Annotated in this window: 24 protein-coding genes and 4 riboswitches; all 24 genes read left to right on the plus strand. The window is 47.4% G+C overall.

Annotated elements, in window-relative coordinates; all coding sequences use genetic code 11:
* Window positions 1-4: 4 nt before the first annotated feature.
* The 24 genes from BR02_RS0101830 (at window position 5) to BR02_RS0101945 (ending at window position 25,853) form a co-directional block, all read left to right on the plus strand.
* Window positions 5-1,156 (plus strand): SpoIIE family protein phosphatase, encoded by a 1,152-nt coding sequence (locus BR02_RS0101830; RefSeq protein WP_031513647.1) that lies wholly within the window; start codon window positions 5-7, stop codon window positions 1,154-1,156.
* Window positions 1,157-1,179: 23 nt separating this feature from the next.
* The gene (locus BR02_RS0101835) at window positions 1,180-1,518 is read left to right on the plus strand and encodes an NADH-quinone oxidoreductase subunit NuoE family protein (protein ID WP_051688075.1); all 339 of its coding nucleotides are present in this window, start codon (window positions 1,180-1,182) and stop codon (window positions 1,516-1,518) included.
* Window positions 1,519-1,650: 132 nt separating this feature from the next.
* Complete coding sequence (locus BR02_RS0101840; protein ID WP_031513651.1) at window positions 1,651-2,616, plus strand: polyprenyl synthetase family protein; 966 nt, start codon at window positions 1,651-1,653, stop codon at window positions 2,614-2,616.
* A 36-nt stretch (window positions 2,617-2,652) separates the two neighbouring features.
* Entirely contained in the window at window positions 2,653-3,294 is a 642-nt protein-coding gene (locus tag BR02_RS0101845; protein WP_031513653.1) for a precorrin-2 dehydrogenase/sirohydrochlorin ferrochelatase family protein, read from the plus strand.
* A complete protein-coding gene (gene hemA / locus BR02_RS0101850; protein WP_034638679.1) occupies window positions 3,269-4,657 on the plus strand; it encodes a glutamyl-tRNA reductase in 1,389 nt (462 codons plus the stop codon). Before BR02_RS0101845 ends, hemA begins: the two co-directional genes overlap by 26 nt.
* Window positions 4,641-5,576, plus strand: a complete 936-nt coding sequence (gene hemC, locus BR02_RS0101855) for a hydroxymethylbilane synthase (protein WP_031513657.1) — start codon at window positions 4,641-4,643, stop codon at window positions 5,574-5,576. The genes hemA and hemC overlap by 17 nt, the downstream gene beginning before the upstream one ends.
* A gap of 2 nt (window positions 5,577-5,578) precedes the next feature.
* Window positions 5,579-7,096, plus strand: coding sequence for a uroporphyrinogen-III C-methyltransferase (gene cobA / locus BR02_RS0101860; protein ID WP_031513659.1), 1,518 nt, complete (start codon window positions 5,579-5,581; stop codon window positions 7,094-7,096).
* A gap of 40 nt (window positions 7,097-7,136) precedes the next feature.
* Window positions 7,137-8,318, plus strand: a complete 1,182-nt coding sequence (gene nirJ1, locus BR02_RS0101865; protein WP_031513661.1) for a putative heme d1 biosynthesis radical SAM protein NirJ1 — start codon at window positions 7,137-7,139, stop codon at window positions 8,316-8,318.
* A gap of 42 nt (window positions 8,319-8,360) precedes the next feature.
* Window positions 8,361-9,323, plus strand: coding sequence for a porphobilinogen synthase (gene hemB / locus BR02_RS0101870; protein ID WP_031513663.1), 963 nt, complete (start codon window positions 8,361-8,363; stop codon window positions 9,321-9,323).
* 2 nt (window positions 9,324-9,325) lie between these two features.
* Window positions 9,326-10,318: a putative heme d1 biosynthesis radical SAM protein NirJ2 gene (nirJ2, locus tag BR02_RS0101875; protein WP_031513665.1), complete on the plus strand. Its 993-nt coding sequence runs from the start codon at window positions 9,326-9,328 to the stop codon at window positions 10,316-10,318.
* A 102-nt stretch (window positions 10,319-10,420) separates the two neighbouring features.
* Entirely contained in the window at window positions 10,421-10,882 is a 462-nt protein-coding gene (ahbA, locus tag BR02_RS0101880) for a siroheme decarboxylase subunit alpha (RefSeq protein ID WP_031513667.1), read from the plus strand.
* Between the two features lies 1 nt (window position 10,883).
* Complete coding sequence (gene ahbB, locus BR02_RS0101885; protein ID WP_031513669.1) at window positions 10,884-11,360, plus strand: siroheme decarboxylase subunit beta; 477 nt, start codon at window positions 10,884-10,886, stop codon at window positions 11,358-11,360.
* Between the two features lie 106 nt (window positions 11,361-11,466).
* Window positions 11,467-12,753 (plus strand): glutamate-1-semialdehyde 2,1-aminomutase, encoded by a 1,287-nt coding sequence (gene hemL / locus BR02_RS0101890; protein ID WP_031513671.1) that lies wholly within the window; start codon window positions 11,467-11,469, stop codon window positions 12,751-12,753.
* 220 nt (window positions 12,754-12,973) lie between these two features.
* Window positions 12,974-13,090: riboswitch (molybdenum cofactor riboswitch) on the plus strand.
* Window positions 13,091-13,256: 166 nt separating this feature from the next.
* Window positions 13,257-14,099: an ABC transporter substrate-binding protein gene (locus BR02_RS0101895; protein WP_114638770.1), complete on the plus strand. Its 843-nt coding sequence runs from the start codon at window positions 13,257-13,259 to the stop codon at window positions 14,097-14,099.
* 17 nt (window positions 14,100-14,116) lie between these two features.
* Window positions 14,117-14,236: riboswitch (molybdenum cofactor riboswitch) on the plus strand.
* A gap of 116 nt (window positions 14,237-14,352) precedes the next feature.
* Window positions 14,353-14,796 carry a hypothetical protein gene (locus BR02_RS0101900; protein WP_207640973.1) on the plus strand — a complete coding sequence of 148 codons (444 nt, stop codon included), beginning with the start codon at window positions 14,353-14,355 and terminating at the stop codon, window positions 14,794-14,796.
* A 10-nt stretch (window positions 14,797-14,806) separates the two neighbouring features.
* Window positions 14,807-15,247 carry a hypothetical protein gene (locus BR02_RS0101905; RefSeq protein WP_031513677.1) on the plus strand — a complete coding sequence of 147 codons (441 nt, stop codon included), beginning with the start codon at window positions 14,807-14,809 and terminating at the stop codon, window positions 15,245-15,247.
* Between the two features lie 129 nt (window positions 15,248-15,376).
* Window positions 15,377-16,948, plus strand: a complete 1,572-nt coding sequence (locus tag BR02_RS0101910) for a [FeFe] hydrogenase, group A (protein ID WP_031513679.1) — start codon at window positions 15,377-15,379, stop codon at window positions 16,946-16,948.
* 26 nt (window positions 16,949-16,974) lie between these two features.
* A complete protein-coding gene (locus BR02_RS0101915) occupies window positions 16,975-17,781 on the plus strand; it encodes a 4Fe-4S dicluster domain-containing protein (RefSeq protein WP_031513681.1) in 807 nt (268 codons plus the stop codon).
* A 24-nt stretch (window positions 17,782-17,805) separates the two neighbouring features.
* Window positions 17,806-18,948 carry an NrfD/PsrC family molybdoenzyme membrane anchor subunit gene (gene nrfD / locus BR02_RS0101920; RefSeq protein WP_031513683.1) on the plus strand — a complete coding sequence of 381 codons (1,143 nt, stop codon included), beginning with the start codon at window positions 17,806-17,808 and terminating at the stop codon, window positions 18,946-18,948.
* 43 nt (window positions 18,949-18,991) lie between these two features.
* Window positions 18,992-20,539, plus strand: coding sequence for an L-glutamate gamma-semialdehyde dehydrogenase (gene pruA / locus BR02_RS0101925; protein WP_031513686.1), 1,548 nt, complete (start codon window positions 18,992-18,994; stop codon window positions 20,537-20,539).
* A gap of 107 nt (window positions 20,540-20,646) precedes the next feature.
* Window positions 20,647-20,889 carry a hypothetical protein gene (locus tag BR02_RS0101930; RefSeq protein WP_031513688.1) on the plus strand — a complete coding sequence of 81 codons (243 nt, stop codon included), beginning with the start codon at window positions 20,647-20,649 and terminating at the stop codon, window positions 20,887-20,889.
* A gap of 304 nt (window positions 20,890-21,193) precedes the next feature.
* Window positions 21,194-21,312: riboswitch (molybdenum cofactor riboswitch) on the plus strand.
* 112 nt (window positions 21,313-21,424) lie between these two features.
* Window positions 21,425-21,751, plus strand: coding sequence for a DUF3909 family protein (locus tag BR02_RS0101935; RefSeq protein WP_157834910.1), 327 nt, complete (start codon window positions 21,425-21,427; stop codon window positions 21,749-21,751).
* 36 nt (window positions 21,752-21,787) lie between these two features.
* Window positions 21,788-21,906: riboswitch (molybdenum cofactor riboswitch) on the plus strand.
* A 78-nt stretch (window positions 21,907-21,984) separates the two neighbouring features.
* A complete protein-coding gene (locus BR02_RS0101940) occupies window positions 21,985-23,010 on the plus strand; it encodes a molybdopterin-binding protein (RefSeq protein ID WP_031513692.1) in 1,026 nt (341 codons plus the stop codon).
* Window positions 23,011-23,075: 65 nt separating this feature from the next.
* Window positions 23,076-25,853: a molybdopterin-dependent aldehyde oxidoreductase gene (locus BR02_RS0101945; RefSeq protein ID WP_031513693.1), complete on the plus strand. Its 2,778-nt coding sequence runs from the start codon at window positions 23,076-23,078 to the stop codon at window positions 25,851-25,853.
* Window positions 25,854-25,905: the final 52 nt, after the last annotated feature.

Consider the following 25,905-nt stretch of genomic DNA (forward strand, 5'->3'; position numbering starts at 1 on the left):
GCTCATGAAACTGCGTTTAGATGTAGGTATATCTCAGCTGAAAAAACATAATGAAGAGTTGTGCGGCGACAGCGTAGAAGTGGTTCGCACTGAAAATGCCAATATAGTGGTTTTATCTGACGGTTTGGGAAGTGGAGTAAAGGCCAACATACTCTCACAATTGACGGTGAAAACCGCAGCCACCATGCTTAAAATGGGTGGACATATAGATGAAGTAATAGAAACCATTGCCTGTACCTTACCTACCTGCCAAATTAGAAACTTAGCCTACAGCACCTTCTCTATTGCACAGGTGATGGATGACGGTCGTACATACCTGGTGGAGTACGACAACCCGCAGGTGTTTGTGGGTCATCATAATAAAATGTTTAAGCCCCGCCGGGTGGTGCGCAATATTGGTGAAAAAACCATTAAAGAATATTTTTTTCAGATGAGAAATAATGACTGGCTGGTGATGATCAGCGACGGTGTGCTGCACGCCGGTGTGGGAAATGTAATGAACATGGGTTGGGGTTGGGAGCGAGTAAGCAGACACCTGGAAGAAAGCTTCTCCCCAGATAAAGATGCCACCGAATGGGCAGACGAGATAACTCAATTATGTTATAATTTATACGGAGAAAAACCGGGGGACGATACCACCGTGGTGGTGGTTAAGGCCCGCATACCAAATTTCGTTACCATTATGATAGGCCCTCCCCGAAGAAAAGAGGACGACGTTAAGGTTGTAGAGAAATTAATGGCTAATCCCGGTGCCAAGATTGTGTGCGGTGGAACTACCGGTAACATTGTGGGCCGCATACTGGGCCGTGAAGTGGCCGTGGATTTATCATCCAACTGCAATAAAATACCGCCCATGGGCATACTGCCGGGTATTGACCTGGTAACCGAGGGTGCGGTAACCCTGGTGTACGCCCTGGAACATTTAAAATACGGAACTAAACTTAAGGACTTAAAAAATAAAAAAGACGGGGCCAGCAGGCTTGCCGCCTTACTTTTACAAGCTGACGACATTCATTTTATTGTTGGTACCGCCGAAAACCCGGCACTGCTGGGCAGCGGAGTACCATCCATCTATACGTACAAGCAGCATGTTATTCGCGATTTAATTTATGTAATTAAAGAAAAAGGTAAACGGGTAACCGAAGAATACTATTAATGCTGTGGCGGGAGTGTTATGCTATGAAAGAAAAAAACTGCTGTAATTGTAATAACGATATTGTGAATGTGGTCTCACAACAACCAAGTATAGAAATTGAAAGTAAACCTCCGGCCAAGCATAGAATAGCAGTGTGCTTGGGCACTTCATGTCACCTGAGGGGTGGCTCAGATTTGCTGCAACAGTTGATAACTGAACTGGGAATACAGCCCGGCGAGGTAACCGAGGATGGTATTTTTGCCTTGGAAGTGGTGCGCTGCCTGGGTGCCTGTGCGGTTGGTCCGGTACTGATGGTGGATAAGGTCTTATACCCCAACATGGAACCGGGAAAGGTGCCAGGTGTGATAAAAAGTTATAGGTAGCAAAAAAACACCCCCAGCCTTATTAAAGGGGGTTTTTTCTTGCCCTAGGGAGGATTTTACCATAAATAAACGAATAATTATATGTTACTGCAGAAAAGCTAGAATTAGTAAAACAAGTGGGTGAACTGCGTCGTGCTTGATATTTTTAAAGAAATACGTAAGGACCTGAGGGCGGTGGAAGACGAACTGCAGCAAGTGGTGCAGCATCATCATCCGTTGTTAAATGAAACATCCAGTCACCTTTTAAATGCCGGAGGAAAAAGACTACGTCCGGCTTTTGCACTTTTGTCCGGAAAATTTTATAATTATCAATTAGAAAAGGTGCTGCCGCTGGCGGTGGCACTGGAATTATTACATATGGCCAGCCTGGTGCATGATGACGTGGTGGATTCTGCAGCCACCAGGCGGGGTATTCCCACCGTAAAGGCTAAGTGGGGCAATCGCATATCCATGCATACCGGCGACTTAATTTTTGCCAAAGCCCTGGTACTGATTTCCAAGTATGAAGATACACCCCTTATCACAAAGGTACTGTCTCAAATCAGTGTAAAAATGTGCGAAGGGGAAATACAGCAGCTTTCCAGCGCCTACCAAATAAATCAATCGATCAAGGATTACTTATACCGGGTCCAGCGTAAAACCGCCTTATTAATTGCAGCCAGCTGCCAGTTGGGTGCTGTTGCATGCGGTGCCCCCAAAGAAATATATATGCCTCTGCGCAGGTACGGGCACAAAATAGGTATCGCCTTTCAAATTATAGATGATATACTAGACATGGTTGCAGATCAGCAAAAACTTGGCAAAACCCTTGGGGCAGACTTGCGCCAGGGAATAATTACGCTGCCCATGCTTTATGCTTTAAAAAACAGTCCCCGTAAAGAACGTCTGGCTCAATTGATCAGCAAGGAAAGCAAAACGGAAGAAGAGGTTTTTGAGGCAATTGATATCATTAAGGAATGTGGAAGCATTGAGTATTCTAATTTAGTTGTGGATCGCTATATTTCAGGGGCCAAAAAGGAGCTGGACCTTTTGCCTGATGTACAGGCTAAAAATACCCTATTGGTAATAGCTGATTTTGTAAAACATAGAAAATTCTAGCTGGCTTTAATTATACTTTCCTAGGAGTTAATATCTATGGCACAGTTGTATCCCATATATCTGCGTTTGGCGGGAGAAAAATGCCTGGTGGTGGGCGGTGGCAAAGTGGCCCAGCGCAAGGTGAAATCGTTATTAAAGAGTGACGCCTGCGTCACTGTGGTTAGCCCCCGGTTGACTTCCGAACTGCACAGATTAAAGGAAGAGCATAAGATTACTTATCATGCTGAAGAATTTAAAGAAGGACACCTGGAGGGCATGCAGTTGGTAATCAGTGCCACCGACAATGAAGAGGTCAACCGCCGGGTGGCAGAACTGTGTTTTTCTAAAAATATTTTAGTAAATGTGGCGGATGATCCTGGCAAATGCAGTTTTTTTGTACCGGCGGTGGTACGCCAAGGAGATCTTTCCATTGCAGTATCCACCGGAGGTAAAAGTCCCCTTTTAGCCGCTCGCATTAGGGAGCAGTTAGAAAGGACCTATGGACCAGAATATGCTGAATTTCTAGAATTATTGGGTCAGGTGCGTATCGATTTGATACAAAACATAGACCAACCTGAAAAAAGACGAGAAATTCTGGAGGATATAGTACAATCGGATATTCTTTCTTTAATAAAGGAAAAAAGATACGAAGATATAAAGGAGCGAATTCAAAATGCTTATCGTGGCCGTGGGCGTTAACCATCGCACCGCGCCGGTTGAAATTAGGGAAAAGCTTTCGTTTCTACCCCACTCATTGCCGGCCAACCTCAAGAAATTGCACCATTATCCCGGTATTGAAGGCTGTGCTATCATTTCCACCTGTAACCGCACTGAGATTTATGCTGTACCCCGTGAGCTAGATGAAGGGCTACACGCCATTTGGAACTTTTTATCTGAGTATTCCGGCCTAGATATTTCAGAAATAAAAAATTGTACCTTTTGCCACACCCTCTACGACTCTATCAGACATTTGTTTCGGGTTTCAGCCGGTTTGGATTCAATGATACTGGGCGAAACTCAAATATTGGGCCAGGTGCGAGAGGCCTATGAGGTTGCACTGAAGGCGGGCACCACCAATAATGTTATTAATACGCTCTTTCAGCAGGCCATTGTGGTGGGTAAAAGGGTGCGCACTGAAACGGGCATTGACAAAAACGCCGTATCTGTAAGTTATGCGGCAGTGGAGCTGGCCAAGCAAAAATTCGGTGAATTAAACGGCCGTTCTGTGCTGGTGGTGGGGGCAGGTAAAATGAGCGAGCTCACCGCCAAACACCTGGTTTCCAACGGAGTATCGGGAGTAATTGTGTCCAACCGCTCCTTTGACCGGGCTGAGATGCTGGCAGAAAAATTTAACGGCAAGGCCGTTAAATTCGAAGAACTCTCCAGTCACATGAAAGGTGCTGATATTGTAATTAGTTCCACCGCTGCCAGCCACTATGTTATTCGCTATCCGGATATACAAGAGCTGTTAAATGACAACCCAGGTAAAAAGGTAATGCTGATAGATATTGCTGTGCCGAGGGACATCGACCCCAGAATTGGCGAACTGCCCGGGGTATCCCTATATGACATTGATGACTTACAGTCGGTGGTGGATAACAACTTGGCCGAGCGCCGCCAAGCGGCGGTGGCGTCGGAAAGTATTATCGAAGATGAATTAAACGAGTTTATGAGGTGGCTGGCCACTCAGTTTGTGGTGCCCACCATTGCCGCCCTTAAAAAGATGGGCGAAGAAATAAAACAAAAGGAGCTTGAGCGGGCACTAAATCGGCTGGGCGATGTATCAGACCGCCAGTACAAGGTGATTAGCTCAATGGCCAATTCCATAGTAAAACAGTTGTTGCATTTCCCGGTGGTCAGATTAAAGGAATATGCGGTCACCACCGAAGGACACCTGTACACAGAGGTGCTGCAAAATCTCTTTGATTTGGAAGTGGACGGGCAGCGCCCGAAAAAGAAAGAACCGCCTAAACAAATTGACTTATCTGCCTGGGTCAGTGAGGAAGAATATTACCGGAGCAAGGGACAAAACGGGGGTGCCAGCCTTGAAAAAAACTATTAGAGTAGGGACCAGGGAAAGTGCGCTGGCCCTGTGGCAGACTAATTGGGTGGTGGAGCAGCTAAAAAAACACCACCCCGACAAAAACTTTGAAGTTATTAAAATGAAAACCCAAGGGGATAAGATATTGGATGTGGCCCTGGCCAAAATTGGCGATAAGGGGCTGTTCACCAAAGAATTGGAACAGGGAATGCTGCGGAATGAAATTGACTTGGCAGTGCACAGCATGAAAGATTTACCCACCCAGCTTCCCCCGGGCTTAACCATCGGAGCAATCTGCGCCCGGGAACACCCCGGTGATGTGCTGATCACCCCCGATGGCAAGGAGTTGGCAGAGCTGCCTAAGGGGGCCCGGATAGGTACATCCAGCCTTCGCCGCTGTGCTCAGTTGCTCAGATATCGCCCTGATTTAAAATTGGAATCAATTCGCGGCAATCTAAGTACCCGGATGAAGAAAATGAAATTGGAGAGCTTAGACGGAATTGTGCTGGCGGCAGCAGGTGTTATTCGCATGGGCTGGACCGACAGCATCAGCCAATATATACCCTATGACATTTGCCTGCCGGCGGTGGGCCAGGGTTCGGTGGGTATTGAAATAAGGGAAGGCGATGAAGAGATACTGCAGCTGGTAAAGGCGGTGGAAAATCGGGAAGCTTACCTTTCTATCACCGCAGAGCGGTCCTTGCTGCGCAGGTTAGAGGGTGGTTGTCAAGTTCCCATTGGGGCCCTGGCCCAGGTGGATAGGGATAATTTGCATATGGAAGCCACCATTGTCAGCCTGGATGGAACCAAGGCGGTACGTGATACAATAGCCGGCCCTGCCCATAGGGCTGCCCAATTGGGCTTGGAACTGGCCGTTCGCCTGTTGGAACTGGGCGGTAATGAAATATTGGAAGAAGTGCGTAAGGAGAATGATCAGTAATTATGAAAACCGGTATTGTTTATTTGGTAGGGGCCGGGCCAGGGGATCCTGGGCTGATAACCAAAAAGGGTTATCAGTGTATAGAAAAGGCAGATGTAATTGTGTACGACCGTTTGGCCAGCCCCAGACTGTTAACGGCAGCTAAACCCGATGCTGAGCTTATATATGTGGGCAAGTCGCCGGACAGGCATGCCATGAAACAGCACGAAATTAACCAACTGTTAGTAGATAAAGCCCGCGCCGGCCTGGTGGTGACCCGGCTAAAGGGAGGCGACCCCTTTGTCTTTGGCCGGGGCGGCGAAGAAGCTGAAACGCTGGTGGAAAACAATATTAAATTTGAAGTGGTGCCCGGCATTACCTCGGCGGTGGCTGTACCTGCCTATGCCGGTATTCCGGTAACTCATCGGGATGCCACCAGTAACTTTGCAGTGATTACCGGTAATGAGGATCCCACCAAGGAGGGTTCTAACATAGCCTGGGACAAAATAGCCACCGGCATTGGTACGCTGGTTTTTTTAATGGGCATGGGTAACCTGCATTTGATCTGTGAAAAGTTGATGCAATACGGTCGACCGGCTGATACACCGGTGGCCTTGGTGCGTTGGGGCACCCGCCCGGAACAGCGCACCTTGGTGGGCACACTGGAGGATATAGCCGAAAAGGCTAAGCAGGCGGAGTTTAAAAACCCGGCGGTTATTGTGGTGGGCGAAGTGGTGAATTTACGGGAAAAACTGTCCTGGTTTGAAAAAAAGCCCCTGTACGGCAAGCGGGTGCTGGTTACCCGCTCCCGGGAGCAAGCCAGTATACTTTCCCGGCGCATTGAAGAACTGGGCGGTGAGCCCTGGGAATTTCCCACCATTAGAGTGGCGGAGCCCGAGGACTACGGCCCCCTGGATAAGGCACTGAACCAACTGTCAAGTTACCGGTGGGTGGTGTTCACCAGCGTAAACGGGGTTAAATTATTCTTTAAACGCCTGCGGACCTTAAATAAGGATGTGCGTGAATTATACGGTGTTAAAATTTGTGCCATTGGGCCAAAAACCAGGGAAGCCTTAGAAAACTACGGCCTGCTGGTGGACTACGTGCCCGGGGAATACCGGGCAGAGCAAATCATCACCGGCCTGGAAGGAAAGGTGCAGCCCGGAGACAGGGTACTCCTGCCCAGGGCTGACATAGCCCGAAAAATATTACCCCAGGCCTTGGCTGAAATGGGTGCCCAGGTGGAAGACGTGGTTACTTACAGAACGGTGTTGAGTACAGGAAATGCCGGTGAATTAAAAGAAATGCTGGAGAGAAAGGAACTGCATGTGTTGACCTTCACCAGTTCTTCCACTGTAAGAAATTTTGTGGAGCTGTTGGCAGCGGATAATTTAAACGAGCTGCTGGAAGGAGTAACGGTGGCCAGCATCGGGCCCATTACCTCAAGCACAGCCAAGGAACTTGGCGTTAAGGTAACAGTGGAGGCTGAAGAGTATACCATTGAAGGTCTGGTGGATGCCATTTTGAAATCTAATATTTAGAATTACCAAAGGCCGGGCCTTTGGTTAACGGGGTGAACAAATGATTAGCGTAAGCAGGCTGCTCTTGGGCAGTGAACATTTTGGGGATTCTTTAAGGTATGCAAAGGATAGCTGTAGACAGACCGACGGTACCCACGGCGGTCATGGTCCGGTGGTGGTATGGAATATTACCCGTACCTGCAACCTAAAATGCAGGCACTGTTATTCCAGCTCGGAGGCGAAAAAGTATGAGGGTGAATTGACCACCGAAGAGGGTAAAGAGTTTCTGCGGGATCTGGCCCAATTTAAGGTGCCTGTGGTGTTGTTTTCCGGCGGTGAACCGCTCATCAGGCCGGATTTTTTTGAATTGGCCAACTACGCCCGGCAGTTGGGGCTAAGGGTAACCATTTCCACCAACGGTACCCTGATCACACCGGAGGTGGCCCAAAAGATTAAAGATATCGGTGTGGGCTACGTGGGAATCAGTTTAGATGGCATTGGTGAAAATAACGACCGATTCCGAGGTAAAAAAGGTGCATTTGATGCAGCCCTGGCAGGTATTCGCAATTGCCTTGGGGTGGGGCAGAAGGTAGGCCTGCGCTTTACCATCAACCGCCACAACTTTAACGAGTTAAATGACATTTTCGACTTGCTGGAAAGGGAAAAGATTCCCCGGGCTTGTTTTTATCACCTGGTTTATTCCGGTCGGGCCAGCCATATGAAGGACGAGGACATCAGCCATCAAGAATCCCGCCAGGCCCTGGATTTAATTATGGAGCGCACCGAAGAAATGCACAGCCGGGGATTAACCAAAGAAATACTGACGGTGGATAATCACGCAGACGGGGTTTATATCTATCTGAAATTAAAAGAAAAGGATCCCGCCCGGGCAGAAAAGGCCTGGGAGATGCTGCAGAGAAACGGTGGCAACCGCAGCGGCATCGCCATCGGCCAGGTGGACTGGTACGGTAACGTCCATGCTGATCAGTTTAGCCAGCACCATACCTTTGGCAATGTAAAAGAGCGCAAATTTAGTGATATTTGGACCAAGCCATCCCATCCCATACTGAAGGGCTTAAAAAACAGGAAACCCCTCTTGAAGGGGCGTTGTGCCAAGTGCTCATGGCTAAAGGTCTGCAACGGCAATTTTCGCCCCCGGGCGGAAGCAGTATATAATGATTTTTGGGCCGAGGACCCGGCCTGTTATTTGACTGATGAAGAAATTGGTCTTGGGGAGCAGTAGTTGACAAAAGGGCAGGTGAAATAATTGTTTCCTTATTTAAGAATGCGCAGGCTTAGATCCAGTGAGAACATGCGGCGTTTGGTACGTCAGCATCACCTGCGGGTTGACGACTTAATTTATCCGCTTTTTGTTACGCCCGGTGAGGGCATTAAAAAAGAAGTATCCTCAATGCCGGGGGTCTATAACTTTTCCTTAGATGAACTGCAGGCAGAACTTGAAGAAGTGGTGGCCTTGGGCATACCAGGCGTTATACTGTTCGGGGTGTTGGGTGACGAAGAAAAAGATCCGGTTGGTTCCGGTGCCTATCATGACAGGGGCATTGTGCAGCAGGCGGTGGAGGCAATAAAGGAAAAATACCCGCAACTGTTGGTGGTAACCGATGTTTGCCTGTGTGAGTTCACCGATCACGGCCACTGTGGCCTGATTAAAGGGGATCAAATAGATAACGACGCTACCCTGGAACTGCTGGCCAAAATTGCGGTGAGCCATGCCAAGGCCGGTGCCGATATGGTGGCGCCTTCGGACATGATGGACGGGCGGGTGGCGGCCATTCGCCAGGCCCTGGATGAGCATCACTTTGAGAATATACCCATTATGTCCTATTCGGCCAAATATGCGTCGGCCTACTATGGGCCCTTCAGGGAAGCGGCGGCATCTGCACCGAAGTTTGGTGACCGCAAAGCCTATCAAATGGATGCCGCCAACGGTGACGAGGCAATTCGGGAAACCTGGTTGGATATTGAAGAAGGTGCCGACATAGTGATGGTCAAGCCCGGTCTGGCCTATATGGATATTATTCGCCGTATCAAGGAAGAGTTTAAATATCCCACAGCGGTGTACAATGTCAGCGGCGAGTACGCCATGGTGAAGGCTGCCGCCCAAAATGGCTGGATTGATGAGAAAAAGGTGGTTCTGGAAACGCTCACCGCCTTTAAAAGGGCCGGGGCTGATATTATCATCACCTACCATGCCAAAGATGCTGCCCGCTGGTTAAAGGAGGAATAGGCATGCTGGTGTCATGGAATACCACAAACCAGTGCAACATGTACTGTGAGCATTGCTACCGGGATGCCGGGGCCAAGGTGGAGGATGAACTGAATACAGCCGAAGGCAAGGCGCTGATAGATGAAATTGCCAAGGCCGGTTTTAAAATAATGATTTTTAGCGGTGGCGAACCGCTGATGCGTGACGATATTGTCCAATTGGTAGCCTATGCTAAATCAAAGGGGCTGCGCCCGGTCTTTGGCACCAACGGCACCCTGATCACCTTGGAAATGGCAAAAAAACTAAAGGAGGCCGGAGCCCTGGGTATGGGCATCAGCCTGGACAGTGTAGATCCTGAAAAGCATGATCGCTTTAGGAATTCTCCCGGAGCTTGGGCAGCGGCGGTGGAGGGCATGCGCAACTGCCGCCGGGCAGGCTTGCCCTTTCAAATTCACACCACTGTGGTTGACTGGAACTATGACGAAGTGGAACAATTGACTGACCTGGCAGTGGAAGAGGGGGCGGTGGCCCACCATATCTTTTTCTTGGTACCCACCGGGAGAGCGGTTAACATAGAGCAGGAATCACTGCGGGCGGAGCAGTACGAAAACCTGCTTAAACGGATTATGAAGAAACAGCAGCAGGTGGATATTGAATTAAAGCCAACCTGCGCCCCCCAATTTATGCGCATTGCCAAGGAAATGGGCGTGGACGTACGTTTTACCAAAGGCTGTCTGGCAGGTACAGGCTATTGTATTATCAGCCCCAAGGGTGACGTGCAGCCCTGTGCTTACTTAAATATCCCGGTGGGCAATGTGCGGGAGGTGCCCTTCAGTGAGATCTGGAAGGACAACGAGGTATTTAACCGCCTGCGCAATGATAAACTGCAGGGCGGCTGTGGCACCTGCCGATACCAAAAAATCTGCGGCGGCTGCCGGGCCAGGGCCTATTACTACCACGGTGACTACATGGCCGAAGAGCCCTGGTGTTTATATCACGGCAGAAAAGGCTATTAGGTAATGCAGGATGACAGTGTTTGCCAAAGGGTGTTAATCTGCTTTAATTAGAGATAGAGGCGAACGGTGTTGACCGTTCGGCGAGGAATTGAGGTATAGGAAATGAAACTTGATGCTATTGACCGCAAACTTCTCAACATGGCACAATCAAATTTTCCCATAGTGGCACGGCCCTATAAAGAATTGGGCCACCGCCTTGGCATCAGCGAAGAGCAAGTGATTGAACGCTTGCAGCGGCTTAAAGATGAAGATTACATCCGCCGCCTGGGGGGAATATTTGATTCCCGCAAGCTGGGATACAAGGGTACCTTGTGCGGCATTAAGGTGCCCGCCCACAGAATTGATGAGGTGGCAGCGGTGGTAAACAGCTACCCCGGCATTACTCACAACTACTTGCGGGAGGGTGAATACAACATGTGGTTCACCGTATTGGCCAACTCTCCGGATAAGGTGAAAAAAATACTGGAAGAGATCAGCGAAAAAACCGGTATCACCGATATACTAAACCTTCCCTCTGAAAGAGTATTTAAGGTATTAGTAAATTTTGAATTGGATGAGGTGTAAAATGCTCACCAAGTTAGAGAAGAATATAATCAAAGAACTGCAAAAGGGATTGCCGCTGGTGCCCCAACCCTTTGCCCATTTGGGTGAAAAGCTGGGCTTAACTGAAAAAGAATTGCTGGAAATTATAGACCAATTGATGGAAAAGGGTTATATGAAAAGAATGGGTGCTGCCCTGAGGCACCACCGGGTGGGTTTTGTGGCCAATGCCATGGTAGTGTGGCAGGTGCCTGAGGATATGGTCGAAGAGGTGGGCAATAAACTGGCGGCACACCCGGAAGTAACCCATTGTTATCAGCGCAAAACTTATCCCCACTGGAAATATAACTTTTACACCATGATTCACAGGCAGAGCAGGGAAGAATGCTATGATCTGGCCGAAGAACTGTCCCGGTTGGTGGGGATAAAGGAGTATAAGCTGCTCTTTAGTACTAAAGAACTTAAAAAGAGCAGTATGGCGTATTTTGCAGATGAAAAGTAGGTAATTAAGCGGCCACCCTTGATTTGCCCTCTGGATTGTTTTGGTAGGCTAGACAGGCTCTCGGTCTACAAACTCCAGAATCTTTTGCTAAGGAGGTTTGAAAACAATGCCTACATATGAAAAATCTAAAAAACTTTATGCTGACGCCCAGCAGTATATACCCGGCGGGGTGAACAGCCCGGTGCGGGCCTTTAAATCGGTGGGCGGTGACCCCCTGTTTATAGAACGGGGCGACGGAGCCTATATGTGGGATGTGGATGGTAACCGCTACGTGGACTATGTGGGCTCCTGGGGCCCCCTGATTCTTGGCCACCGGCACCCGGCGGTGGTGGATGCCCTGCAGCACTGCCTGGGACTGGGTACCAGTTATGGTGCACCCACGGAATTGGAGACCCAACTGGCGCGCATGGTGGTGGACGCGGTGCCGTCCATTGAAATGGTGCGCATGGTGAACTCGGGCACTGAAGCCACCATGAGTGCATTAAGGCTGGCCCGGGGCTACACCAATAGAAACAAAATTGTTAAATTTGAAGGCTGCTACCACGGCCATGCGGATTTCCTACTCATTAAAGCCGGTTCGGGGGCATTGACATTGGGTGTGCCCACCAGCCCCGGTGTACCGGCCAGCATTGCCGGCAACACCATCACAGCACCCTTTAACGATTTAGATACACTAAAGAAAATATTTGAAATGGAAGGCGAAGATATCGCTGCAGTGATACTGGAGCCGGTACCCGGCAATATGGGGGTAATACTGCCCAAGGCCGGATTTTTAGAGGGACTAAGGGAATTAACCAAAGAGTATGGCAGCCTGTTGATTTTTGACGAAGTGATGAGCGGGTTTAGGGTGGCCTATGGCGGCGCCCAGTCAATTTATAAGATTGATCCTGACTTAACCTGCCTTGGTAAAGTAATTGGCGGCGGCCTGCCGGTGGGAGCCTACGGCGGTAAGCGCGAGATTATGGAGCAAATATCCCCGGCCGGGCCAATCTATCAGGCGGGCACCCTGTCCGGTAACCCCTTGGCCATGACAGCCGGCATAGCTACCTTAAAAGAACTGGCTAAACCGGGCGTTTATGAAGAACTGGAACGGAAATCGGAAAAACTGGCCCAGGGTTTAGGTGAGGCCGCTAAAGAGGCAGGGGTGCCGATGAGCCAAAACCGCGTCGGTTCAATGCTGTGTACTTTCTTTACCTCAGAAGAGGTGGTGGATTTTAAAACCGCTTGTTCCTCAGACACAGAAAAATTCGGCCGTTTCTTTAGGGCGATGTTGGATGAGGGGGTATACCTGGCACCGTCTCAATTTGAGGCAGCCTTCATGTCGGTGGCACACAGTGATGAAGACATCGACTTCACCATCGAGGCCGCCCGTAAGGCCTTTAAGAAATTGTAAAGCAGAACAATGCTGTACGCATGGGCCCCATTGCATGCTGCGGTAGAAATGACCGGATAAATTTAAAACCCTTTAATGAAGGTAGATACCATAAAGATCTATAGGTAACTATAACCTTAGCTTCAGAAAAGGAGAAAAAAATCTTTACTATAAAAAAGGATTTTTTGCATAAAGCTAGAATACACTATAGAGTTAGTACGAGATTTATATTATCAGCAAAAATCAATATAGCCTCCGAGTCTGTTAACCTACAGTGGGCCATGGTTTTCAGACCGTTAGGGTACATATGGAAACGTGTGTGCCTCCCGGTGTGGAAAGGAGAGTGATTGTTCAGCTTAGCTAATAATGCCAAACTTTGCCTATCTACAGCGGAGTTTGGTTTTTTATTTTCAAACTTATACCTTGCGTATAAGAATTGTTCTACAGGTGCCCCTTATTAAATAGTAATAAGACAGGAGGAATTATAATTGAAACGTTTTCTAGTATTATTACTGGCCCTGGTAATGGGCTTAGCCCTAATGGGTTGTCAGAGTCAGGAACCTGCCGATAACGATCAACAAAGTGCAGAGCCGGAAATTAAAGACGTAATACTGGCCACCACCACCAGCACCCAGGACAGCGGTTTGTTAGATGTGCTGGAACCAATGTTTGAGGAGCAAACCGGTTACAACATTAAGACCGTTGCTGTTGGTACCGGCCAGGCATTGAGTATGGGTGAAAAGGGTGAAGCAGATGTGCTGCTAACCCACGCCATGGCGGCAGAGAAAGAATTGGTGGATTCCGGAGCAGTAGTTAACTACCAGCTGGTTATGCACAACGACTTTGTAATAGTTGGGCCACCTGCTGATCCTGCAGGCATTAAAGAGCTGGCAACTGCCAAGGAAGCCTTAGCTAAAATAGCAGAGACCGGAAGCGTATTTGTATCCAGGGGTGACGATTCCGGCACCCATAAGCAAGAGCTGGCCCTTTGGAAAGATGCCGGTATTGAACCTGCCGGAGATTGGTATGTGGAAACAGGAAGCGGCATGGGTAAAACCTTAGCAGTGGCTAACGAAAAGGAAGGCTACACCCTTACCGACCGGGCCACCTACCTGGCACATCAGCAAAACCTTGAGTCAGAAATACTGCTGGAAGGCGACGCTGTGTTGCTAAACATTTACCACGTTATGCAAGTTAACCCCGAAAAATTTGAAAAAGTCAATGGACCTGGGGCAAAGGCCTTTGTAGAATTTATGATTGACCCTGCCACCCAGGATGTTATTAAAGAATTTGGTGTAGACCAGTATGGTCAGCCCTTGTTCTTCCCGGATGCCCATACCACTGTAGAGGAATTGTTAGGCCAATAACAGTTTAATCTAAAACTAAATACTAAGTTCTCCGAGCAATAACGCCTACAGCAATAAGCCATGGTGTTATAGCCGATAGGGTTAACAGGGAAACCCGTTAGCCTCCCCCTTTGGAAAGGAGAGCGTTTTCCGGACAATCTTGTAGAAAGGCTACAGTTGTTGATGCCTTCATTTTGTGATGCACAAAACAGTCTGGTCAGTGTCTGCTTTTTAAAGGGTACTGCCAGACTGTTTTTGTTATATAAGGAAAGAGGTGTTTAGTTTGAAGGGGCGATACCGGCTGTTGGTTTCTTTTCCTGTGGGGGATGTTGTGGGGCATTATGGTGCGGAAGAAAAACAGTTACATGACCTTGCGGAAACACTGGGCGGGTTTAAAGATCGGGTCTTTGATATGTACCTTGAGTTTTCCCTGTTGGCTGATAAGGGGATGCTAATTAGGCAAGAATACGGCACCTGCAGAGGAAATATGACCGTTTCCTTTTACTACCCGCCAACTGTGTCAGTGGATGAAAGGCGTCAACAGATAATTAATATATTGCTGAAAAAATACCTGCACGAGCCGGTGTACCCACGGCCCGGAATATATGTGGTTCAAGACAAGGATGAGAATTACAGGCTGCTTAAGACCTCAAACGAACATGTAATATCCAGCAGTTACAACAGTTCAAATAATACAGTATCTAAGTATTTACATTAGGGTGATTACTATGAATGTTTTGCTAAAAGAACCCTTTAATAATCAAAAACTGGTTATAAATATCGGTAAGGAGATTTGTAAGATTACTCCAAAACGAACCCGAGAGATATTTTTAGAAATGCTATATTATATCTACAGCGTTACTAAGCAAGTAAACGCCTGCCAAAACAAGGATATATACCTCAATCAATTGGTTAAGGGCTGTGCCTTATACTTTTATTTACGTATGCTGCGGCAGAGAATCATGCCGAATAATTTAAAAACTTCTGTTGCCGTTAATCTATTAATATTGAGCTTTGGTATTTTGAAAGAAGATTTGCTTTTTGTAGAGCACTGTAAGCATGAAAATGATGGTGAGGAGATCTTCTTCGCCCGTTATTTTGGGGAGGATAAAGAACTTGAAATTATCCTCGCACAAACATGCGAAGAATATCTTAAGCCTGCCATATAAATTTTTCCTGCCCTGAGCCCCCCTCGGGGTATCTTTTTAAAATAATGGTCAGGAGGTTTACTTCCAGCCCGAAGTATAGATTTTTATTATATTTAGCGCTAAAAACGCTAAAGTAAAGGGGGTAAGTATATGGAAAAAAAGGCACATGAAAAAGAAGTGACCAGGCGCGGTTTCCTTAAAATGATGGGAACACTGGGCCTGGTCGGTGCCACAGCTACCGCTTTAGCCGGCTGTGGTTCCAAAGAATCTGCCGGCGGAGGTGGATGGCTGCCCCAGCAGTACCAGGCGGCCGGTACATGGCCGACACAGGTGCGGGGGCGGGTTCCATTGGATCCCTTCAGTCCGTCGCTGAGTAGGGATGACAAGAAGTGTATTCTGTGTGGGCAATGTTTAGAGGTGTGTCAAAGGGTTCAGTCGGTTTTTGGATACTATGAGCTTCCGGTAAAAAATGACGTAATCTGTGTCAACTGCGGCCAGTGTTCTCTGTGGTGTCCCACTGCTGCCATCACAGAAAGGGATGAAACCCAAAAGGTTTTTGATGCCTTGCAAGACCCCGATAAGATCGTTATTGTGCAAACGGCTCCGGCCACCAGGGTGGCCCTTGGTGAGGAATTCGGTTTGCCCCCGGGTTCATGGGTTGAAGGACAGCAGGTTGCAGCATTAAAGGCCTTGGGTTTTGATAAAGTATTTGATACAAACTTTACCGCTGATCTGACAATTATGGAAGAAGGCATGGAGTTAATAGCAAGGGCCACCGGTAAAAAAGACCCCAACAAATATCCCCTACCACAATTTACATCGTGCAGTCCCGGTTGGGTTAAGTTTTGTGAATACTACTACCCAGACTTAATTCCTCATCTGTCAACTGCCAAGTCACCGCAGCAAATGTTTGGTGCACTGGCAAAGACCTATTTTGCTGAAAAAAATAATGTAGACCCCAAAAATATCGTATCGGTATCAATAATGCCCTGCACTGCTAAAAAGTTTGAAGCATCCCGGCCTGAATTTAACGATGCCCAAACCTACTGGGGTCTGGATGAAGAAATTAGAGACGTTGATGTGGTGCTAACTACCAGGGAACTGGCCAGAATGATTAAGGCCAAAGGCATTGACCTTCCTTCATTGCCTGAGGAAAAGTATGATTCCTTAATGGGTGAAGGTTCCGGGGCAGGTTTGATATTCGGTGCCACCGGAGGAGTTATGGAGGCAGCGGCCCGCACAGCATATTTTGTCATCTCCGGGGGGCAATCAGCGCCAATTCTCTTTAATTTGACCCCGGTTCGCGGCTTGGAGGGTGTAAAGGAGGCTGAGTTGGATATTCCGGGCTTTGGCACCTTGCGTGTGGCGGTTATTCATGGTCTAGGTAACGCTCGGCCCATACTGGAAGCGGTTCGTCGGGGTGAATCCCCATATCACTTTATTGAGTTTATGTGCTGCCCGGGCGGTTGTATATCAGGAGGCGGGCAACCGCGTACTTCACTGCCGCCTTCCGATGCAGTGCGTCAAGCACGCCTGGATATGCTCTATAAAAAGGATGATTCCTATGAACTGAGAGAAAGCCATGAAAACAAAGAAGTACTTGAACTCTACAAAAGCTTCCTGAAAGAACCTCTTAGTCCCTTGGCCTACGATCTGCTGCACACCGAGTATACCGGAAGGGGAAGTTATCTTAAAGCGTTACCCTTGGAAAAATTAAGTTAACCTAAAAGGGTTGGAGGTGAAATCTAATGGCATATGTTAAATTTGACACGCCGGGTAAGGGCGTGTTGGTAGACTTAACAAAATGCGTTGGTTGCGGCAGTTGTTCATTGGCCTGTAAATTGTGGAACGACTTAGGGCACGATGATGAGGTTCCCGACCAAGGCCCGGATGCTAAATTGAGCGACAAAAACTGGACGGCAGTTAAATTCTTTGCTTTGGAGAAAGATAATGAGCCGGTATATCGCTTTGTGAAAAACCAGTGCCTGCACTGTCAGCATCCGGCATGTGAATCTGCTTGTTTTTCCAGAGCATTTCAGCGTACGGAAAACGGCCCCGTCGTTTATTACCCGCATCTTTGTGTTGGCTGCCGTTATTGTATGCTGGCCTGTCCCTTTGATGTTCCTAAGTTTCAATGGGATAAATCCTTCCCGCTGGTTACCAAGTGCCAAATGTGCTCAAGCAGGGTAGATAAGGGTGAAGCTCCGGCCTGTGTGGGTGTGTGTCCCACCAATGTGATGACTTATGGCGATCGGGATGAACTGTTGGCAATGGCCAGAAAGACCATAGAAAGTGATGACAAATATATAAAACACATCTATGGGGAACATGAGGCGGGCGGTACCAATTGGCTTTATATATCTGACATACCCTTTGAAAAATTGGGATTCCGTACCGATGTTACAACCAGGCCGATACAGGAATACAGTCATGAGTTTTTGAAATATACCCCTCCTGTGATTGTTGCCTGGGGCGGCCTCCTTTCGGCAATGTACGTTTACACTAAACGGCGCAAAGAAGTTGCCGGTAAGGACAAGAAAGATGTACCAATGTAACGGTTAAGTAAAGGAGGTAAAAGGATGGAAGCTCAATCTTCCAAATGGGTATTTAGAATGACGCCAATAAGATTTTTGCTGCTTATTTTGGCGGGAGTGGCGGCGGCTTTGGCGGTGTATCGTTTGGTTGTGGGCTTAGGGGCCACCACCAATCTTAATGACCACTGGCCCTGGGGCTTGTGGATTGGGTTTGACGTATTAACAGGTGTTGCCTTGGCCGGCGGCGGCTACAGTGTGGCGCTGATAGCACATATTTTGCATATTGAAAAGTTTAACGTTATTGCCCGCAGTGCCATGCTCACTTCCCTCTTGGGTTATTTGTTGGTAATGATCGGTTTGTTCTTGGATATCGGTCAGTGGTTCAACTTCTGGCGTCCCTTTGTGTCATGGGGTTACCACTCAGTGCTCTTTGAAGTGTTCTGGTGTGTGTCACTGTATACCACCGTACAGGTGTTAGAATTCGGTGAAATTGGTACAGAGAAGGTTGCCAAGTCTTGGCACAGATTATTTGCTAAGGCCATGCCCTTTCTGCTAATAGTCGGTGTGCTTTTGCCCACCTTACACCAATCTTCACTGGGTGCCCTGTACTTAACCCAGGTGGGTAAACTGCATCCCCTGTGGTGGTCACCCTATATCGGCCTGTTCTTCTTAATGTCGTCATTTTTTGTGGGCCCGGCCATGGTAACGGTGGAGACCTCCCTTGCGGGCAGAGCATGGAAGCACTGGGTAGATGTTAAGATTATCCGCAGCTTACAAAGAATTGGTGTTACCGTCATGCTCATGTATCTAATTCTAAAAATATGGGACTTATTCGCCCGGGACGCCATGCAATATGTATTTGCCGGTGGACTGGAGTCAACGATGTTTCTAATAGAAATGGGCCTTGGCGTAATTATACCGATAATTATTTTCTTCATCCCCTGGGGTAAGACCAGGGCAGGTCTGATTACCGCCGGTGCATTGGTGGCCTTGGGTGTAATTATTAACCGGATGAATGTTGTAATTGTTGGTATGATAGGTTATAGTGGTGCAGGGTACATTCCTTCTGCAATAGAAATATTGGTCACCGTTGGTCTGGTGGCAGGCGGTGCTCTGGCTTACTGTTTCATCTGTGATAACTTCAGAATATTAGACCACCAGGAAGAACAACATAAAGTAGCACAGTAACAATTAAATATAGCATAAAATAATAACAACACGGGGTGACATAATGTTAAAAAACTTTACAAACGAACCATTATTAAACTTTAATGACGCTAAAGTGGTAGCAAATTTTAAGGAAGCATTGGAGGAGGCACAAGGGCAACTGGGTCAGCATTACCCACTGGTCATTGGCGGTGAATCCACCTATACCGATGAGAAAATAGTATCTATTAACCCCTCATCTCAAGAGCAGGTGGTGGGCTATGCATCCAAGGCTTCAATTGAGCAAGCACAAGTTGCCATTGACGCTGCGGAAAAGGCCTTTGACAGCTGGGCCAGGGTTAATCCCAAAGAAAGGGCGGCATGTCTTTTTAAAGCAGCGGCCATAATGAGGGAAAGAAAATATCAATTATCAAGCTGGTTAGTTTTAGAATCAGGAAAGAATTGGGCAGAGGCCGATGCAGATACAGCCGAAGCCATCGACTTTCTGGAATTCTATGGCCGAGAAATGTGCCGATTGGCAGAAACCCAGCCGCTGGTGAGGATTGACGGTGAAGATAATGAACTGGTGTATCTGCCGTTGGGTGTCGGTGTAGTAATTCCACCTTGGAATTTTCCCTTTGCCATTATGGCGGGTATGACAGCGGCCGCCATAGTTGCGGGTAACACTGTGGTGCTGAAACCTGCCAGCAATACACCGGTCATTGCAGCTAAATTTGTAGAAATACTTAAAGAAGCAGGGGTGCCCGACGGGGTGGTAAACTTCTTGCCCGGCAGCGGCGGTGCCATAGGTGATTTCCTAGTTAGCAGCCCACAAATTAGCTTTGTTAATTTCACCGGCTCAAAAGAGGTGGGCCTAAGAATAAATGAATTGGCTGCCAAATACGTAAAGGGTCAACGGGCTATTAAGCGGGTGGCCTTGGAAATGGGCGGTAAAGATGCTATTCTTGTGGACAGTTCAGCAGATTTAAACGCAGCGGCCACTGCCATTGTTGCATCGGCCTTTGGCTTCCAGGGGCAAAAGTGTTCAGCTTGCTCCAGGGCAGTTGTGCTCAGTGATGTTTATGACCAAGTGGTTGATTTGGTGCTGCAAAAGACCGGTGAGCTGACCGTTGGCCCAGCCACAGAAAACTTCCCCGTTGGCCCGGTGATAGACAAGGCTTCTCTGGAAAGAATTAAGAAATATATAGAAATTGGTAAAAGAGAAGGTGAACTGCTCACCGGGGGAGATACTCTTGAAAGTTTGGGTGGATTTTATGTGCAGCCCACTATTTTCGGCAATGTTTCACCCCAAGCGGTGATTGCCCAGGAGGAAATATTTGGCCCTGTACTGGCCTTTATTAAAGCAGACAGTTTTGACCATGCCTTGGATATTGTTAACAACACTGAATATGGTTTAACCGGCTCAGTCTTTGCTAACGATCGTTTAAAAATCGAAAAAGCAAAGAAAGAGTTTCATGTGGGCAACTTCTACGTTAACCGCAAATGCACCGGTGCCTTGGTAGGGGTGCATCCCTTTGGCGGATTTAAAATGTCAGGCACTGACTCCAAGGCCGGTGGGAGAGATTATCTGCTCCACTTCACCCAACCGAAGTTAATATCAGAAAAGTACTAAAGACAAAAAAAGCCCCAAAAGAAGCTTTTACTTAGGGATTGAAGAAAAACTTTAATGGACAGCTTCAAGCGGGCAATAAAGACCACATAGGAGTTTCTTATTCTCCTGTGTGGTCTTTTTCGTTATGCGTTAGTTGTTTTTCTACCATCAATGGATATAGGGACGGTGATGCAGACAAAGCCTTATTTAATCGCCCGCGGGGTGTTGCCATTGCTCCTGATGGTGCGATATTTATCACTGACACGGGCAACCACGCTATACGAATGATTTATGATGGCAAGGTATATACAGTTGCCGGGAACGGATTTCCCGGGCATGTAGACGGGCAAGTTTTAAAGGCGCAGTTTTAGAACCCAACAGGTATTGTCATTGATAAAGCCGACTATATTTATGTCAGTGACACATTTAGGAGTCCCCTTATGCTCAAAGACGCACCCTCCTAATGGGGCTTTTTTTCCTAATAAACAATTATTCATGAAGGAATATGCTTATTAACATAGAATAGAATAAGGCATTAACCATGTGCTTTTGGAACAAAAAGCATCCCAAAAAAGAACACTGTTATACCAAAATGTAACACTTTCCTGGTATAGCACTAAAAATCCAATTGGATAGCTTGTTTTTATTGGTACGCTTTTTGCTACGTTATTAATATAACTTAATAGTCTCCGAGCCGTCAGATCTAAGGTATTATACTATGATCTTTCGGCCGTTAGGGTTTGATGGGAAACCGTTAAGCCTCCCGTTCGGAAAGGAGTAAAGTAAATACTTGGTGTTTAAAAAGCCAGGATTACATGCTTCTTTGCTGTGATCCTGGCTTTTTATAAACCTAGCCGGAAGCCCGCCGATGATGGCTGTTTAGTAGTTAACTTGGAGGTAATAGTGGTGCAAGAGGTCATTGAAAGAGTCAAATCACATCTTGAAGGTGTAAGGTTACAAAAAATTACAGATGAACAAGAGGTTTTATTAAAAAACAACTATAATTGCAAGCTTTACTTTTTTGAGTACGGTCTTAGTCCAAAGGGTGATTTAGTGATCAGCACATCAAGTCAAAACTATAAAAACCTCCTCTATTATATCGGTTTTGAATGGGAGAAAAAGTCTTTCTTAAAGTTAAAAATAGAAGGCAACGATTCTGTGGCTGTTGTTTTAGATATGGAGAGCAAAAGGGTGAGTGAGTTAGCCAAGAAATTAGGTTTAATAAGGGAATAAAATAGTTTTATTTATAAAGCATAGATTTGTGGCACAATTTAATATGGACTCCGAGCTTGGCAGTTCTAAGGCCTTCGATAAGAAAGCCAAGCCGTTAGGGTTTAATGGGAAACCGTTAGGCCTCCCGCGTGGAAAGGAGTACAGTAGTATTTACTGGTTATAAATAAACCAGGGCGCTGTTTTAACCCTTCCACGGCGCCCTGGTTTTATTGTTAAAAAAGGGGGATGGAGCAGTGAAAGTTGTACCGGTGCAAGAGGCGGTTGGAATGGTTCTCTGTCACGATATTACCCAAATTGTCCCGGGTAAATTTAAAGGCAGGGCATTTAAAAAAGGGCACATTATACAGTTTGAAGATATACCGAAGTTGTTGGATATAGGAAAGCAAAATATATATGTATGGGAAATAAACAATGGGCTGCTGCACGAGGATGACGCAGCGCTGAGAATTGCAAAGGCGGCTGCCGGCAGCGGCATAAGCCTCACGGAACCCAAAGAAGGTAAAGTAAGTTTGCTGGCCGAAGAAAAGGGCCTCCTTAAAGTAAATGTTGATGCCCTATACAGCATTAACGAATTAGAAGAAGTGATGTTTGCAACTTTACATACCAATCAAATAGTTGAAAAAGGTAAGGTGCTGGCAGGCACCAGAATCATTCCCCTGGTTATTGAAGAAGACAAAATATGTAAAATTGAGTCCATATGCCAAACAAACTATCCCCTGGTTGAGGTTAAACCATTTAAGTCATTAAAAGTCGGCGTTGTTACCACCGGCAGCGAAGTATACCACGGGCGGATTAAAGATAAATTTGGCCCTGTGGTTATGAAGAAGATAGAGAGTTGGGGAAGTGTTGTAAGCAGACAAATATTTGTGTCTGACAGCACAGACATGATAGTTGACGCTATAAACCGGTTATTGGGAGAGGGGGTTGAAATGATTACAGTTACCGGAGGCATGTCTGTGGACCCCGATGACGTGACACCTGCAGGTATTCGGGCAGCGGGCGGGCGTATTGTTACATATGGTGCCCCCACCTTGCCCGGGGCTATGTTTATGTTGGCCTATATAGGCGATGTACCTGTGCTGGGATTGCCGGGCTGTGTAATGTACAGCAAGAGCAGTATCTTTGATCTGGTGGTGCCCCGCATCCTGGCAGGGGAAGAATTAAGCCGCAGGGATATTGTGAAGCTGGGCCATGGGGGACTCTGTGTTAACTGTAAAGAGTGTAGATATCCGGACTGTGGTTTTGGAAAAAGCTTGTAAAACAATCTGCTAGAAAAATTTAGGGTCGATAGCCTTAAATTAAATAATAAAAGGAGTGTGGTCAAGTGATTAAAAAGAAAATCAACATCAACGGCATAAATACAGTTGTCGTATGCGACCCGGAATCTATGCTGGTGGATGTGCTGCGCGGCCAACTGGGTCTAACCGGAACCAAGGTCGGTTGTGGTAAAGCCCAGTGCGGTGCTTGCTCAGTAATTTTAAACGGTAAACTAATTTTATCCTGTGCTTACAAAATGAAGCGTTTACCTGATGAGTCTATTATCACTACCATTGAAGGTATTGGCACTCCCACTAACCTGCACGCCTTACAAATGGCATGGGTGAAATACGGTGGCGCCCAGTGCGGTTACTGCTCACCTGGCTTTATTGTGTCTGCTAAGGCACTCTTAGACGAAAACCCATCCCCAACCCGAGAAGAAGTAAGAGATTGGTTCCAAAAACATAAAAACGTTTGCCGCTGCACCGGCTATATACCCTTAGTTGATGCCGTGATGGCTGCGGCTGCCTTTATGCGCGGCGAAATTACCGCTGAAGACTTAGACTTTAAAATGCCTGCCGACGGCAAAATTTTTGGCACTGACTATCCGCGCCCCTCTGCCATTGGCAAAGTTACCGGTACAATTGAGTTTGGCTCCGATTTTGGCCTAAAAATGCCGCCCGAAACCCTGCAGTTAAAGTTGGTTCAGGCACAAGTTTCCCATGCAAAAATTTTATCCATCGACACCTCTGAAGCTGAAAAAATGCCAGGTGTATATAAAGTTGTCACCCATAAAGATATTAAGGGCAGAAACCGGATTAACGGCTTGAACTTTCCAAACAACAAAGGGGACAGCTATGATCGCCCCATTTTATGTGATGAAAAAGTATTTCAGTTTGGCGACGCCATTGCCATCGTTTGTGCAGATACCGAGGCAAATGCCCAAGCCGCTGTAGAAAAGGTTAAGGTTGAGTTGGAAATTTTGCCGGCCTACATGAGTGCCCCTGCGGCAATGGAGCCCGATGCCATTGAAATTCACCCCGGCACACCCAATGTTTATTACAAGCAAGACAATATAAAGGGTGAAGATACGGCGTCAGTAATGGAAGAAGCAGATGTGGTAGTGTCAATGGAAGACCTGTATGTCGGTCGTCAGCCCCACCTGCCCATTGAGCCTGACGTTGCTGCCGCTTACTACGATGAAAACGGCAATTTGCAGATTTTATCAAAAAGTATCGGTCTGGACCTGCATGCAGCCATGATCGGTGAAGGACTTGGTTTAGAGCCTGGTAAAAACCTGTTCTTGTCTCAATTCCCCGGGGTAGGCGGTACCTTTGGGTATAAGTTTAGCCCCACCATTGAGGCCCTGGTTGGTGCTGCCACCATGGCCACAGGGAAGCCTTGTTTCTTAAACTTCAATTATTATCAACAAATTACCTATACCGGAAAGCGTTCACCCTTCTTTGTTGATATTAAGTACGGTGCTAAAAAAGACGGCAAGATTGTTGCCATGGAAGCCAACTGGGCAGTGGATCACGGTCCTTACTCAGAGTTTGGTGACCTGCTGACCCTGCGCGGTGCTCAGTTTATCGGTGCCGGCTATGGTATTCCTAACATTAAAGGTGTTGGCTACACCGTTTGCACCAACCACTGTTGGGGTTCAGCCTTCCGGGCTTACGGATCACCCCAGAGCTTCTTTGCCTCAGAGACTTTAATGGACGTATTGGCTGAAAAGCTGGGCATCGATCCCCTGGAGCTGAGATATATTAATGCTTATCGTCCCGGAGATACTACCCCCTCTGGCCATGAGCCGGAAGTATATTCTATGACCGCATTGATTGATGCCATCCGGCCCAAATACCAAGCAGCTTTGGAAAATGCTAAAAAGCTTTCTACACCGGAGAAAAAACGTGGTGTTGGCGTATCTGTCGGCGTCTATGGCTGCGGCTTGGACGGTGTAGATGGAGCGGAAGTATGGGTGGAACTGCTGTCCGACGGTCGGGTTCAGGTAAGTACAAACTGGCAGGATCACGGACAGGGTGCAGATATGGGCCTCTTGGCCACCTCCCATGAAGCACTGCGTCCCATGGGTATTAAGCCGGAGCAGATTAAGCTGGTTATGAACGATATGAACTTAGCCCCTGCCGGCGGCCCTGCCGGCGGTAGCCGTTCACAGGTGGTTATCGGCAATGCTGTAATTAACGGTTGTGAGCAATTGCTTAACGCCCTTAAGAAAGATGACGGAAGTTACATGACTTACGACGAAGCGGTGGCAAAGGGCATACCGCTAAAGTATGTGGGCCAGTGGAGCACTGCTGCGGATAACTGCACCGCATGCGACGAAAAAGGCCAGGGCAAGCCTTTCTCCAATTACATGTACGGTGTCTTCTTAGCAGAGGTGGAAGTGGATACCACCACCGGCAAGACTGAGGTCATTAAGATGACTTTAGCTGCTGACGTGGGAGAAATCGTCAACAAAACGGTATTGGACGGACAAATATATGGTGGCTTGGCCCAGGGCATTGGCCTGGCACTGACCGAAGACTTTGAGGACTTGGAAAAGCATACCACCATGCGTGCCTGCGGTATTCCTTACATTAAGGATGTTCCGGACAACATGGAAATCATCTACGTTAACTTCCCCCGCAAGCACGGTCCCTTTGGTGCTTCCGGCGTGGGTGAATTGCCGCTGACTTCGCCCCATGCTGCCATCTGCAACGCCATTTACAACGCCTGCGGTGTACGTATAACCCAGCTGCCGGCGTTACCGGAAAAGATATTGGCAGGCCTGCAGGGTAAAGAAATACCGGTGGTAAGACGTCCCATTAAAAACCCTGATTTCTAAAATACTGAACTTGCTATGTAGAGGGCGGGCCTTCATGCCCGCCCTCTACCAT

It is taken from the genome of Desulfofalx alkaliphila DSM 12257, assembly GCF_000711975.1.
In the GTDB taxonomy this organism is placed as follows: domain Bacteria; phylum Bacillota; class Desulfotomaculia; order Desulfotomaculales; family Desulfohalotomaculaceae; genus Desulfofalx; species Desulfofalx alkaliphila.